This window comes from Pseudomonadota bacterium, from assembly GCA_039033415.1.
Taxonomy (GTDB): domain Bacteria; phylum Pseudomonadota; class Gammaproteobacteria; order Xanthomonadales; family SZUA-38; genus JANQOZ01.
In genome coordinates, this window is sequence record JBCCCR010000003.1 from 60,470 (window position 1) to 74,295 (window position 13,826).

General features: G+C 58.4%; 13 protein-coding genes. 9 read left to right on the forward strand and 4 right to left on the reverse strand.

Going from position 1 to position 13,826, the window contains the following annotated elements:
* Window positions 1-23 precede the first annotated feature (23 nt).
* Genes AAF358_03155 through AAF358_03170 form a run of 4 tightly spaced genes read left to right on the forward strand, consistent with a single transcriptional unit; the run spans window position 24 to window position 4,230 of the window.
* The gene (locus tag AAF358_03155; GenBank protein ID MEM7704521.1) at window positions 24-1,208 is read left to right on the forward strand and encodes an acetyl-CoA C-acyltransferase; all 1,185 of its coding nucleotides are present in this window, start codon (window positions 24-26) and stop codon (window positions 1,206-1,208) included.
* Entirely contained in the window at window positions 1,209-1,847 is a 639-nt protein-coding gene (locus AAF358_03160) for a TetR family transcriptional regulator (protein MEM7704522.1), read from the forward strand.
* A 5-nt stretch (window positions 1,848-1,852) separates the two neighbouring features.
* Window positions 1,853-3,166 (forward strand): fumarylacetoacetase, encoded by a 1,314-nt coding sequence (gene fahA / locus AAF358_03165; GenBank protein MEM7704523.1) that lies wholly within the window; start codon window positions 1,853-1,855, stop codon window positions 3,164-3,166.
* A complete protein-coding gene (locus AAF358_03170) occupies window positions 3,166-4,230 on the forward strand; it encodes an NAD(P)-dependent oxidoreductase (protein ID MEM7704524.1) in 1,065 nt (354 codons plus the stop codon). Before fahA ends, AAF358_03170 begins: the two co-directional genes overlap by 1 nt.
* Window positions 4,231-4,240: 10 nt before the next feature.
* On the opposite strand, the gene AAF358_03175 is transcribed toward AAF358_03170, so the two are convergent.
* Genes AAF358_03175 through AAF358_03190 form a run of 4 tightly spaced genes read right to left on the reverse strand, consistent with a single transcriptional unit; the run spans window position 4,241 to window position 9,896 of the window.
* Entirely contained in the window at window positions 4,241-5,419 is a 1,179-nt protein-coding gene (locus AAF358_03175; protein ID MEM7704525.1) for a hypothetical protein, read from the reverse strand.
* A gap of 13 nt (window positions 5,420-5,432) precedes the next feature.
* The gene (locus tag AAF358_03180; protein MEM7704526.1) at window positions 5,433-6,278 is read right to left on the reverse strand and encodes a 4Fe-4S dicluster domain-containing protein; all 846 of its coding nucleotides are present in this window, start codon (window positions 6,276-6,278) and stop codon (window positions 5,433-5,435) included.
* Window positions 6,275-9,256, reverse strand: a complete 2,982-nt coding sequence (locus AAF358_03185) for a molybdopterin-dependent oxidoreductase (protein ID MEM7704527.1) — start codon at window positions 9,254-9,256, stop codon at window positions 6,275-6,277. The genes AAF358_03180 and AAF358_03185 overlap by 4 nt, the downstream gene beginning before the upstream one ends.
* A 10-nt stretch (window positions 9,257-9,266) precedes the next feature.
* Window positions 9,267-9,896 carry a malonic semialdehyde reductase gene (locus AAF358_03190; GenBank protein ID MEM7704528.1) on the reverse strand — a complete coding sequence of 210 codons (630 nt, stop codon included), beginning with the start codon at window positions 9,894-9,896 and terminating at the stop codon, window positions 9,267-9,269.
* Window positions 9,897-10,090: 194 nt separating this feature from the next.
* Here AAF358_03190 and AAF358_03195 point away from each other — a divergent pair, with 194 nt between their 5' ends.
* The 5 genes from AAF358_03195 to AAF358_03215 are packed head-to-tail and all read left to right on the forward strand — an operon-like array spanning window position 10,091 to window position 13,560.
* Window positions 10,091-11,050: a phytanoyl-CoA dioxygenase family protein gene (locus AAF358_03195; protein MEM7704529.1), complete on the forward strand. Its 960-nt coding sequence runs from the start codon at window positions 10,091-10,093 to the stop codon at window positions 11,048-11,050.
* A 3-nt stretch (window positions 11,051-11,053) separates the two neighbouring features.
* The gene (locus AAF358_03200; GenBank protein MEM7704530.1) at window positions 11,054-11,542 is read left to right on the forward strand and encodes a cupin domain-containing protein; all 489 of its coding nucleotides are present in this window, start codon (window positions 11,054-11,056) and stop codon (window positions 11,540-11,542) included.
* Window positions 11,543-11,544: 2 nt separating this feature from the next.
* Complete coding sequence (locus AAF358_03205; GenBank protein MEM7704531.1) at window positions 11,545-12,336, forward strand: SDR family oxidoreductase; 792 nt, start codon at window positions 11,545-11,547, stop codon at window positions 12,334-12,336.
* 26 nt (window positions 12,337-12,362) lie between these two features.
* Window positions 12,363-12,950, forward strand: a complete 588-nt coding sequence (locus AAF358_03210; GenBank protein ID MEM7704532.1) for a cupin domain-containing protein — start codon at window positions 12,363-12,365, stop codon at window positions 12,948-12,950.
* Window positions 12,940-13,560, forward strand: coding sequence for an RICIN domain-containing protein (locus tag AAF358_03215; GenBank protein ID MEM7704533.1), 621 nt, complete (start codon window positions 12,940-12,942; stop codon window positions 13,558-13,560). The genes AAF358_03210 and AAF358_03215 overlap by 11 nt, the downstream gene beginning before the upstream one ends.
* Window positions 13,561-13,826 lie beyond the last annotated feature (266 nt).

The following is a 13,826-nucleotide window of genomic DNA, read 5'->3' on the forward strand; positions in this document are numbered from 1 at the left end:
ACAACCCGGAGAAGCTGGATCCCATGAGAGAAGCTGTTGTTGTATCCACCGCCCGAACCGGCATTGGCAAAGCCTACCGCGGATCGCTCAATAACATAAAGTCTCCGACTTTGCTCGGTCACGTGATCCGCCATGCGGTGGAACGTGCAGGCGTGGACGGCAAGGAGATTGAAGACGCCGTCATGGGCAGCGCTTTGACGGGCGGCACCGCCGGGAGCAATGTCGCCCGACACGCGGTCCTGGCGGCAGGTTTGCCGGCAGAAGTTTCAGGCCAGACGATGAATCGTCAATGCGCTTCGGGCCTCATGGCTATCGCCACAGCCGCCAAGCAGGTGATTGTCGACGGCCAGGATGTGGCCCTGGCGGGAGGACAGGAGAACATCACCGCCGTGCAAAACCAATATTTCGAATGGTCGCGCTCGGTAACCGACGAAAACTCGATAGCCAACCAACCCCACGCCTACATGCCCATGCTGCATACCGCAGAACACGTCGCCAAGGTATACAACGTGAGCCGCGATGCGCAGGACGAATACGCCCTGCAGTCGCAGCAGCGAACGGCTGCCGCCCAGGCGGCGGGCAAGTTTGACGACGAAATCGTTCCGATTACCGCAACGAAGGCGATCAAAGACAAAGAAACCGGGGAGGTCAGCTACGAGCAGGTGACGCTCGACCGGGATGAGGGAAATCGGCCAGGAACGACACTGGAAGGATTGCAGGGGTTGAACCCCGTAGTTGAGGGAGGCTGTATCACCGCCGGCAACGCCAGCCAGCTTTCCGACGGGGCATCAGCCTGCGTACTGATGGAGGGCAGCCTCGCCGAAAAACGCGGGCTCGAACCGCTCGGAATTTACCGTGGCATGGCGGTTGCTGGCACCTTGCCTGAAGAAATGGGCATTGGGCCAATTTACGCGGTGCCGAAGCTGCTTAAGCAAGCCGGTCTCACCGTCGATGACATTGGCCTATGGGAGCTCAATGAGGCGTTTGCCGTGCAATGCCTTTACTGCCGGGATCACCTAGGCATCGATCCCGACATCTACAACGTTAACGGCGGCAGCATTTCGATCGGTCATCCTTACGGCATGACCGGCTCACGCTTGACCGGCCATGCGCTGATTGAAGGCAAACGCCGCGGCGTCAAATATGTTGTTGTCTCCATGTGCGTCGGTGGCGGCATGGGAGCTGCTGGCCTGTTTGAGATCGCCTAGGTGGAAGCCACCAGCACAAAAACCCGCCAGCGCCGACCGCAGGAACGAGCGGAAAAAACCAAGAAACAACTCCTCGATACGGCTATCCACGAGTTTTCCGAGCGTGGTTTTGACGCCGTAACCGTGCGCGACATCGAGATTCGCGCGGGCGTGCAGCGCAATCTGCTCAACTATCATTTCGGGAATAAGGACGGTATCTGGGAGGCCGCCGCCCGCCACCTGATCGAAAAACTTCGTGGGTTCATGAGTCCCCGGGAAGAACTCGTTCGCGACCTGTCTGCGCACGAGCGGGTCGCCTACTCGATTCGCAGCTACGTGCGGTTTGCCGCCGCCAACCCGGAATTCAATCGGCTGATGATCCAGGAAGGCAAACACGACAGCTGGCGAATGCACTGGCTGGTCGACAACTTCCTGCAGTCCGACACCATTGGGCTTCGCGTGCAGCTCAAAGAGGATCTCGGCCTGACCGACGAGGAGTTTATCCACTGGCACTACATCTTTGCCGGTGGAGGCGCGCTAATTTTCTCTATGGCACCCGAAGCCGCGCGGCTGTTCGATGTCGACGTCAGCAGTGAGGAAATCATCGATCGACATGCCCAGATGATGGTCGACCTGTTGCTATCCCGTTCCAGTGACTGAGCGCAATGGCGGGGCTTAACGAGACCCATGACCCCGCGTTAACCAGTTGGGTTGAATCAGCGAACGAACCCCGTTCGAACTTTCCGATTCAGAATCTGCCTTTTGGGGTCTTTCGTCGCCGCGACCTGCAGGAATCCTTTAGAGGCGGTGTCGCGATTGGCGATCAGGTCGTTGATCTCAGGGCAGCGGCGGAGGCTGGCCTGTTCGACGCCCAGGACCCGAAGGCGGTTCGCACGGTCACTCAGTCATCGTTGAATGGGTTCATGGCCCTCGGGCAACCAACCTGGACCGCGGTGCGCCGTCACCTTTCGCGAGAACTGCGCGCCGGAGCAGCGCGGGAAGTCCCCTGGCGGGCCTGCCTCGTACCGCAGGCAGAAATCGATCACGCGTTGCCTTGCACGATTGGGGATTACACAGATTTTTTTGCCTCGATCCACCACGCAACCAAAGCGGGTAGCGTCTACCGTCCTGACAATCCCCTGCCCCCTAATTACTCGTGGATCCCAATTTGTTATCACGGCCGGTCATCCAGCATCGGTTTATCCGGCGAGACGGTGCATCGGCCCCTGGGGCAGCTTCGGCGCGATCGCGAGTCACCGCCGGTCCTCGCGCCCACCGAACGACTCGACCACGAGCTGGAGCTGGGCTTCTATGTGGGCACGGGCAACGCCCGAGGCGAACCGGTCACCATCGAGCAGGCGGAAGACTGTGTGTTTGGCGTGGGTTTGCTGAATGACTGGTCAGCGCGGGACATCCAGGCCTGGGAAGCGCGCCCGCTGGGACCCTTCCTGGGAAAGAACTTTGCAACCACCGTTTCGCCCTGGATCGTCACGCTGGAGGCGCTGGCGCCGTATCGCGCGCCCTTTTCCCGCGCGCCCGAGGATCCCCAGCCTCTCGGGTATCTGACCAGTGATGACAATACGTCGCACGGCGCCGTCGATATGCATCTGGAAGTGCTGCTGCAGACGTCTTCCATGCGCCGCGAAGGCCAGCCAGCAGAGCGTATTGGCCACTCAAACTTTGCCGATTGCTACTGGACCATGGCCCAGATGGTGACACACCACACCGTCAGTGGCTGCAACCTGCGGCCGGGCGATCTGCTGGGAAGCGGCACCCAGTCGGGACCCGAGCTGGACCAGAGTGGCTGTCTCCTGGAGTTGACCAGCGGGGGGCGAAATCCGCTCACCCTGAGCAATGGAGAAACCCGCGGCTTTCTCGACGATGGCGATACCGTTGTGCTTCGAGGCTGGTGTGAACGGGATGGTGCTCCGCGCATCGGGCTTGGCGAGGTGCGTAACACGGTCGTTAAAACACCCTGATGACGAAAATTCTCATCGCCGGTGGCACCGGATTTGTGGGCATCAATGCAGCCCGCGCTTTTGCCGACCGCGGCATTCCCGTGGTCATCACAAGCCGCAAGCGTCACGACGACGCCGGCGAAACGCTGGCGGGAAAGAACGAACTCATCTCGATCGAATATGTCGACTTAAGCCAGTCCGCCGCAGTTTTTGACCTTTACGCACGGCACCAGTTTTCCGGGGTGGTGATGCTCGCCCACGCCCACCAGTATGCGCGAACGCGGGCCGCCAGCAATGCCATCTATCCGATGACGCTGAACTGCCTGGACGGCGCTCAGTCCACCGGGGTTGAACGGGTTGTCCTCGCCAGTTCGGTGGCGATTTACGGCGGACTCAACCCCCCATTTGATGAGACGGCCACCTTTCCAACGCGAGTCTCCTACGCCGGCACCATGGAAGAAAAACTCGGTTTGCCCCGCATTCCGGAGTTTGAAACGGCCGTTAAGCGTGCGGTGGAGATGATCGCCTTCGACTACTCAATACCGATGCCGGCACCAACGTCGGGGCTGGCAACAGAAAGTATCGATCGGCCGCTGCAGGTGGTTGCGCTGCGCTACCCGATTCAGTGGGGTCCCGGCTATACCGCGATGGGCAACCCATTCAGCCTGGTGACCCATGCTGCCGCCGGCCGGATCTCATCGCTGGCCGGGCGTGTCGGTTATCTGGGGCTGCCGGTGCACGAGTTCTGGAACATCCTTTCAGGTACCGCATCGTGCTACGTCAAAGACAGCGCCAGCGCAATTGTGACGACAATGCTGGCGGACCATTTGCCGCGCCCGGTCTACAACGTGTCGAGCGGCTTCAACGACATCGCCCGGGACCAGCTGGAAACGCTGTATCGGCTGGTGCCTGATGCAGAGGAACGCATCGAGATCAACCTGGACCTCCTGGACGGCAACGGCAAGCCGGAAGCTGGATTCAACGCCAATCGACTCCGGGAGGACTTTGGCTGGCGGCCGGCGTTCGACAGGATTGACGACGCGTTTTCCGACTATCTCGAATGGCTGAAGACCCATCCATTTTGAAGTACTTTGTCTAGTGCGTCTGCGTCTCGTATTCAGGTTGCCAGCCCGGCAGCAGATTGAAGCGTCGATCCGGCGCAACGCCGTCATATAACAACCCGGCATGATTGCGCCGGGCGAATGTTCGCATGCTCTCGACGAGCGCCGCAAAATCTGCATCGACAGACGACTCCCGCGCCGCTACCACGGCCGTCGCTTCGCGGAGTCGCTCGAGAATTGCCGGCGGCAAAGACCCGTGAATAGTAGCGCCGGCGGCGGCAAATTGCGCCGCGACGTCGGCCCCGGCGGCAAGATCAGTGGACAGTGACCGCGTTAGCTGCGCCAGCGCGGCCGTCCGGATGGCGTGCTGTTCGTGCGAGTCCAGGCTGTCGAAGAAGGTTTTATTGACGATCAGCCAGTTGCTGAGCATCAGCTGCTGCCAGCTCGACAGGTAAAGGTGCCGGAAACCGCACTCGACGATGTTTTGGCCTTTTTCGTGGCTGAAGCGCTCCACAAACAGCGTCGGGTAGACCGACAGCGTGCCCAGTTCAGCCCCTTGAATCCGGCCCTCACACAGATCATCGACCGGCACGACACCCGGGGGGCTGCTCACCAGCTTGATGTTGGGAAACGCTTCCTTCATCACCTTCGCGCCCAGCATATTGATGCGATAGGTGATACCACTTTGATCAAAGGCGTCAGGGTCGTCGGGAACCGGTTCGGTGAAAAAGCCAGGAGGTTCGCTGCTGGTGACCACCAGCGGAAGGAGCAACGTGTTGCCATGGGCACTGCGGCGATCGTAAATCTCCTGAACCAGTTCCCGTCCACCGGCCCCCAGATACCACGCGAGGAACTCGTGGGCCTTAAATCCGAACGGCATGCCGGATACCAGCAGCGGCCCGATCGATAGCGGCTCACCGCTGACCGCAAAGGCCGCCGGCGGGGCAACCGCCAGGTCCAGGTCGCCAGCGTCGACCCGATCGAAGATCTCAGACACAGAAACAGCCGCGGCAGCGGGTGTGAGAATGGTTAGGCGGAGAGAACCGGCGGTCAGCGTGGCAACATCATCCGCCAAGGTTTCCGGCGCCTGACCGAAGGCGCCATCCGGCGGCATGACGGCCACAACTTCCACCTCCTGCGGGGCATTGATATTGCAGCCAACCAGAAACAGGGCGCAAAGAACAAGACCTGCGCAGGCGAGGATCAATCGCACCTGCGTGACAGCTTCATCGTTTTTGGAGGGGGATTACGCCGAGGTAAACGCTGTCCGTGATCTCAGCGGGAATCGTGATCGACTGATAGTCCGGATGTTCGATCCGCACCTCGCAGGCGCCAAGTCCCGGTTCCAGACGATCGATCTTGAATTCGCCAAACACACTCGTCTGGGTCTGCTGCGCATCGGAACCATTTAGGACCAGCGTCGCCGTGGCCCCCTCAAGGCAGTCTTCCGTGCCCTCTATGGATGCCACCACGGTGCCACTTAGGAAGCAGGTGTTGTAGCGATAGAGATTCCGGTAGTAAACCCGCGGCCGTGTATCCAGCTCCGGGTTCAGCGTTTCCAGGCCTTCTTCACTCACCCGGCGCTGCATCTCCTCATCGGAAATTTTGACCGCCTCGATGCCGCCGGTAGCACAAGCCGAGACACAACGCGGCTTGTCCCAGCCCTGATCAAGCAGATGCGCATCAAAAACCCAGATCTGCGGCAGCTGGAGTTCCTCATTCCAGACCACCGCATTGTGGGGGCACGCGTCCACAATGTCTTTTCGACCCACCGCCTTTTCAGGATCAATAATCATGATGCCGTCGTCGCGCTTTCTCACCGCCTCACCGCCCACCTCGAGGCAGGGCGCGTTGTCACAGTGATTGCACATGCGCACGACATTGACGGCGTCGACCATGGGCGTCTGGCCCCGCACCTTGCGCTCCAGCGTCACAATATCCGAACTCTCGAGCGCCACGGGCGCGCTGTAACCCGGGTGGTTGTTCCCAACGTACTCATCTTTCGCCGAAAGCACCGCGTTGATGAAGTCGACCCCCTTCTCAACGTCGATGATGAGGTTCCACTTCTTCATGCCGCCCTCAGCTTCTTGAGTTGATCAGCATGGGCGTATTTTTCCACTTCAACGAGCGTGGAGTTGGGACTCATGGAATGGGTACCGAGTGCCTGGGGCCGGTCCGGCGTCAGGATATTCAGACTGCCGCCGACCTCGATCTCTTCGCCCTCAACGGTCAGCACCTGGTAGTTTGCGCTCGACTCGTAGCTCTTCACGACGCCGGATTTGACCAGGAAAGAGATGTCCGCCGCACAGATCACCGCCCCACGATCGTTATAGACCTTAACCAGATCATCCTGCTTGATGCCCCGGGCCTTCGCGTCTTCCGGACTCAAGCGTGCGATCCAATAGTACTGCCCGTCGATGCAGGTACGATGATCGCGAATCTGGTTGGTAAACGGTGAACCGTCAGAAAAGGTATGGAAGCTATAGCGGCTATGCGTCGCAATCATCTGCATCGGGAACCGCCCCACGAGGTCTTTGGTGCGCGGTCCCTCCCAGGAAGGGATGTAGCGATTCAGCGCCGGGCGCTCTGGATGTTTGTCCTCGTTGCGCTTGAGGATGGTCGGCACAAACTCAATTTTGCCGCTGGGCGTGTGCACGCCGTAGCCAAAGTCCTCAGCCCATTGCGACGGTAGCGGGTGCGGTTCAGGCACATCTTTTTTCCGGCCTTCGGCAAACCAGCGCATCGAAACCGGTGGTCTCAGGCTTTCTTCGTTTTCCCCCGGGACGACGAAGTAGCCTTTCTTGACAAACTCCTTCCAGGAAATGTGGGCCGGCAGGTCGGAGCTATCAAAAACTCGTTTCGCCCAGTCGAGCTCGCTGCAACCCTCAGTGAATATCGCTCCCATCCCGAGGCGCTCGAGTATCTCGGTAAAGATCTGGTAATCGGATTTGGACTCACCCAGCGGCTCGATACATTTGTGCTGCATCGCAATGACACGGTGATTGAGCACCTCGGTGTTGTGGAGACCATAGCCACCGGCGCTATTCCATTCGCCAATATCCCAGCGTTCAAGATTGGAACAGGCCGGCAGAATCACGTCTGCAAACTGAGCCTCTCCTTCCATGAAGATGGTCTGGTTCACGACAAACTCGATGCTGTCGTGGCGATAGGACCTGGCGAAGCGGCCGGAGTTGGTAGTGGTGCTGAAGGCCGAAGATCCGTAGCGGTAGATCATATGAATCGGCGAAAAACCCGGCAGCGGGTAATGAAACGGCACAAACTGGCCTTCCTGAGACATACCGTCCCACAGATACCCTTCCGCTTCACCGTTGATGATGGCCTCAGGAATTTTCTGCTTGGGCACCTGCTGGGAACATGGGTTGACGGTCAGGATGTGGGGCATTCGCTGGTAGTTGCTGACCGCGTTGCCCGTGAAGTTCAGATCGCCGGAGATCCCACCGTCGGCATAGCCCGGAAAGTAGAACTGCAGGTCCACCGGCGCACCGCCGATCAGGCCGCCCATGTTGATGCCGGGCTTTCCCCAACCCTGCATGGCCATCATCAGGATCATGCAGCGCGCCCACTGGGTGCCGGTGGCACCGCGACAGGCGCCGCCGAAGCCGGTTCCACTCATGCCGCAGGACAGGTAGGTCTTCTTCTTCGCCCAGCTGCGCGCCAGAGCCCGCACGTCCCGTGCCGCAACGCCGGTTTCTGATTCTTGCCACTCCGGCGTCTTGGGAACGCCATCGTCGGTGCCAAGCACGTAGTCTCGCCACTCATCAAAACCCGTGGTTCGTTCGGCAACGTAGTCCTTGTCGTATAGATCCTCCGTCATCCAGACGTACATGATGGCAATGGCAAACGCCGGGTCCGTTGTGGGCTTGATCGGTATCCATTTTCCGCCCAGCAGCTGCGCCGTCGGGTTGTAGTGCGGGTCGATGTGGACAAAGTCGAAACCTAGCTCTTTGGCCCAAAGGCGCCGGGGCGTCGACTCAAACCCAGCATAAGAGGCGTTAGTGCTTTCCGGATCACTGGACCAGAACACGATCTGCTCGGCCTCTTGAAGGCAATCTTCGAGCGTGCCGTAACTTGATGGCGTGCCGACACGCTGGGTAAAACCCACATGATGCTGCGCGCCCCAGTACCACCCCTCCCAACTGTCGGGATTCATGGCCATGCGGGTATAGCCAATCAGGTTGCCAAAGCGCATCATGGCGCTGAGGTAGTAGCCCACATTGCCCCATTGGTGATGCGAGCAGTGCTGGAGAAGAATGGCGCCTGGCCCGTACTTCTTTTTCTGTCGCTTGATTTCGCCCGCTACGATGTCGAGGGCTTCATCCCAGCTGATCCGCTCGTATCCTGAAATTCCCCGGTTCTGGGGATTTCGCTCACCCTCGGGATCGAAGTCGACTCGCTTCATGGGGTACAACAGGCGCCCGTCTGAGTAAACCGTGCTCTTCATCGAGCACCCATGCGGAGCAATTGTGGCCTGGCGCTTTGGTGAGAACTCTTTGCCCCGGGCTCGGATCTTCCAGCTCGGCGCGTCGTCCTCGGTAAATTCGATTGGCGTCATGCGTACGATCTTGCCGTCGCGCACGTGCACATGCAGCGGGCCACCGTTGGTTACGGTGGTATACCGCATGCACCCGTCGGGCATCTCCTCGCCAAACTTGAACCCTTCGTAGTTGACCCGCTGCAGCAGCTTCAGCATCCAGTTGACGATCGGATCAGACCCTTCAACGGTCATCAGAAAGTTTTTGGCGGCGTGCACTTTAAACGCCATGTCCGCATCGGGGCGCAGCCCCTGCGCTGCGATATCCAGATTCTTAAAGACAATGGCCGCATCCGGCGACGGGTGAATGCCTGCGGCCGACTTCACCAGGCCGTCCTTAAAGAAGTAATGCCTGCCGATGCTGTTGTTTTTTAGTTTGATCTGCAGAATGCAGTCGTGCCGACGAGCTTCCTCCCGAAAGGCGGGATACTTTTTGCTGGTCCGATTGATGATCGGCCCCAGCATGAAAAGAATGACACGCAGGACGATGGCTTTCATAAGCCCTGGCTCACAGGGTCTGGCAGGTTTCTTCGAACCCTAGGCGCGGCAGTCGTGGGTAGACCTTCCCCGGGTCGCCGTGACCCAACCCACAAATAAAGTTTGATCGGACCTGCGTTCCGGCAAAAAATTCTTTGTCCACTTCGGCATTGTTGAATCCCGACATAGGACCACAGTCCAGCCCCAGGGAGCGAGCGGCGAGCATAAAATAGGCGCCCTGGAGTGTGCCGTTTCGAAAGGCGGTGCTCGCCGCCAGTTCGGCATTGTTTTCGAACATGGGACGAACATCCCTGATCGGAAGCAGTTTGCCCATCTGCTCATAGAAGGCCAGGTCGTGGGCAACAATGGCAAGCACCGGCGCAGCCATGGATTTGTCCACATTTCCCTCCATGAGAAACGGTTTGATGCGCGCCTTGCTGTCATCAGATGATAAGAAAACGAAGCGGGCCGGACAGCAGTTCATGCTGGTGGGACCCATTTTCACCAGATCGTACAACGCCCGGAGCGTCGCCTCACTGACCGGCTCATCTTTCCAGCCGTTTTGACTGCGAGCCTCGCGGAAGAGAATGTCGAGGTGGTCATTGTCCAGGGGGCGATAGCGAGACTTAAGGTCTGCTGCTGCCTGCTGTGCCGCCTGCATGGCCTGCACCTGTTCAGGACTCATGTCCATTCACTTTCTCCCTTCAATGCGATGGCTTCTTTTTTGGGCCCGACGCCGCTGGACTGCGGACCACTAAACCGCCTAATATTATGTCTGGACGCAAATTAAAAGCAATAAAAAATGCATACAAGCACGTTTTAACGAGGTAGAACGGGCACAAGAGAGGTGCACCCATGACCTTTGCAGCACAACCCAAACGACAGTTGACGTCCGAAGAGGTCGAACGCTTCCGGGAGGACGGCGTCATTCTCCTTCGCAACGCGCTGGAACCAAACTGGCTGGAACTCGTCGAGGCTGGGATCGAAAGGGGTCGCAGCGAGCTCTCCATGATCGGCAAATTTATGTCTCGTGGCACCCAGGGCTATGAGATGGATGTGTTTCTCTGGAAACGCATCGATGAGCTTCGCGACGCCATTTATTACGGACCCTTCGCGCAGTGGGCGCAAGAACTTATGGGCAGCGCAGAAGTCCGCTTTTTCTATGACCAGATGTTTGTCAAAGAAGCGGGCACGGACGCGCCAACCCCCTGGCACCAGGACCTTTCTTTCTGGCCCATTCGCGGCGAGCAAATCTGTTCCATGTGGATGCCGGTTGATCCCGTCAGCCGCGAGTCTTCAGGTCTCATGTACGTCAAAGGCTCCCATCGCTGGCCGCAGCGTTTCAAAGCCATTTCGCCGGATTATTTCGAACCGATTATCGACGAACAAATGGATGACATCCCGGACATCAACGCCGACCCGGACGCCTACGACCTGGTCGATTGGGATATGGAACCGGGGGACATCCTGATGTTTCATCCGCTTACACTCCATGGCTCTTACGGCAACTCGCACCGAGAGCGACGTCGCCGCGCGATAGCGTTTCGCTGGGTTGGTGACGACGTGATTTACGCGCCTTCACCCACGCGCATGGGCATTAACTTTAAGCACGAATCGGTCGAAGGCGGTCCGCTCAGAGGCGCTGCCTTTCCGCGCATTATCCCCAGCCACATTCCGAGCGAACGGGCGCAGCGAGTTAAGCCCGAACCGCCGGCAAAAAAAGAGGTGTTGCGGGGAATCGCCAAATCGTTGCTCGCCAAGCTGAAGCCGCAGGCGGCGGTGGACAAAAGCAACCTAAAGCAAACCTGGAGCTGACGCATGACGCCACGAACCCTCCTTGGATGTGGTCTGGCGGCTCTCGCCGTCACGCCCTGCATCGCCCAGCTTGCGACACCACGCGCGGACAAAATGAAATTGATGGATGCACCCGCGGTCAAGGTGCAGGACCAGTGCATCCAGGTTGGCAACAAGACCATGCCAGCGGATTGCAACCTTGACCCGGAAAAGAGCCTGACCGCCAGGACCATCATCGGCGATACGTCGCGCCTGCATCGGCTCGACTTTCCCGCGGGCGTCAAGAGCCCCCACCACAACCATGCCGACGAGGAGATGTTTTACATCCTGACCGGCAAGTTCCGTGTGATCGCCGGCGATCAGGTCTTTGAACTTGAACCGGGCGACGTGCTCAAGGTGCCCGCCTTTGTCGACCATGAATTTGAAGCGCTGGTCGACTCATCGCTGCTCGAATTTGGAGGTCCAGGCCCGATGCTCGGCCAGATTTCTGCCACCGAGAAAATGGGGGAATAACCATGCCATTGCTTCGAAACCTGCTTTGCATCGCTGCGCTAATTCTGCTCGCGGCACCGGAAGGACTCCGGGCCGACAACCATAGTGACCCGTACACGGTACTGATCACGGGGGCGAATCGCGGCATGGGGCTTGAGTTTGCACGCCAGTATGCGGCGTTGGGGTATCGCGTGATTGCCACCGCCCGCTCGCCAGAACGCGCTGAAGATCTCAATGCGCTCGCGGCAGACGATCCGGACGTTACCGTTATTCAACTCGACGTGACCGATCACGCGCGAATCGAGGAAATCGCTGAGCAATATCGGGGTAGCCCGATCGATATTCTGGTCAACAACGCCGGAGTGTCCGGAGCCAAATCCAGAAACGAGTTTGGCCGGATTGATTACGAGCTCTTCAATCTCGCCATCGCCGTAAACACCTACGGCCCCATCAAGATGGCGGAGGCATTTATGCCCCACATCAAGGCCAGCCGGCAAAAAAAGATCATCGCGGTTTCTTCCAACATGTCTTCAATCACAAACACCGACGGCGGAATCTACATCTACCGCGTCTCAAAAGCGGCGCTGAATATGGCCTACCACAACCTTTCGGAGGATTTTCGCGCAGATGAGGTGATTGTTGGCCTAGTGACCCCGCCGAGGACAGCCACGGAGTTCCAACCGCCCGGAACCGACATGTCCAAACTGCCATCGGCTAAAGATTCGGTCGCCGGCATGATCCGGATCATTGATGAGTTTTCGCTGGAAAATAGCGGCGCTTTTTATGGCGATAAGGGTAAGGAATTGCCGTGGTAGACAACAATCGCACAGGACTGACTCCGATGAATACACGTACAGCAAATTCTGCGGCCAATCGCGCATCGTCACCTAGCAGCTTGAAGCGTTGGATCGTTCCGCTCGGTGCTGCACTGCTGCTCGCGGCGCCGAGTCTCTACGGCCAGGTGAAAGAGGCCGAAGCACGGGTGCTGAACATGGGAAAGCTGAACCCTTTTCAGCTGGACAACGGCTGTATCCGAACCAGTGAGGGCAACATGATGCCCGAAGGATGCACGTTCGATGCCGAGCGCGCTATTGGCATTCGCGGCATCATCACCGATACGGTACGACTGCAGTACCTGGAGATGCCGGCCGGAACCAAAAGCCCGGACCACAACCATCCGGACGAAGAAGTTTTCTACATCCTGACCGGCAAACTGAAGGTGGTCGGCGGAGATAGCTCCTTCACGATCGGCCCTGGTGATATTTTCATTGTTCCAGCATACCTGGCGCACGAATTTGAGGCGCTTGAGGACACGACCTTCATTGAGGTCGGTGGACCCGGGCCGCTAATGAATATGCCCGGTCTGAAAAAAGTCGGGGGCGCTATCGGAATCAATCCTAGAAACGCCGGGGCCGACCATGAACACTAGCATCAAGGGTGTGACGCTGGTATGCATGCTGGCGATTTCGGGCTCTGCGGCTGTTGCCGGCGGGTACGAGGGTCGAATCAGCCTGGTTGGAAAGCTCGATGAACCCGATGGCTTATGCATTGACCTGCCCGGCCCCCCGTTCCGTCTGATGCTGGATCGTCCGGCCTGGGTGCACACATGCAAACCCGGCGATGTCCGGGACATGATCCTCCTTTTCGATGGAACCCAAGCTTCGCCCATAAAATCGACGCTGGTCGAGCCCGCGTTGTGTATGGAAGCTGACAACGTCGCAGCAGGGTCTCTGCTGCATTTTGTCGAATGTAATCAAAACTCGAATCGGCAGACGTTTCGCTACATCAAAAATGGGCAGATTCGCCTGGACGCAACCACTGGCCAGGAGCTCGAACTCTGTCTCTCAGCGCGTACAGCGGCGACCGTCCCGTTTGGGGAACCACCGAACAATGACGATCCCAATGGACACTCGATGATTGTGAACCTGGAACGCAGTCACGTGGCGCGTCCGCTTGAGCTACGCGATTGCGCAACCGCGCCATTGGAAGTGTCCCAGTGGGAGGCATATCAAGAGCAACAACCCAAGCCGTTTCGATAACGCCTCACGACCCAAATCTCATTCGGGCATGATAGTGTTTTCCGCTTCTATCGCGGATGCAGCACGCTTTCCCTCACCACAACCCCTACGGCGTGTTTCCATTGCGCCAACCAAAACTGCAATAGTTATTTGACCAAAACTAGATTGCGAGAATCGAATCGAGCAACCTTTTTATCTATCGGTCAGGCGCCTTCGCCTATCTTTTGACGGGCAATCCGCACACAAAGGCAGCAAAATGCGTTACCGTAAATGAGAAGCACTTGGAT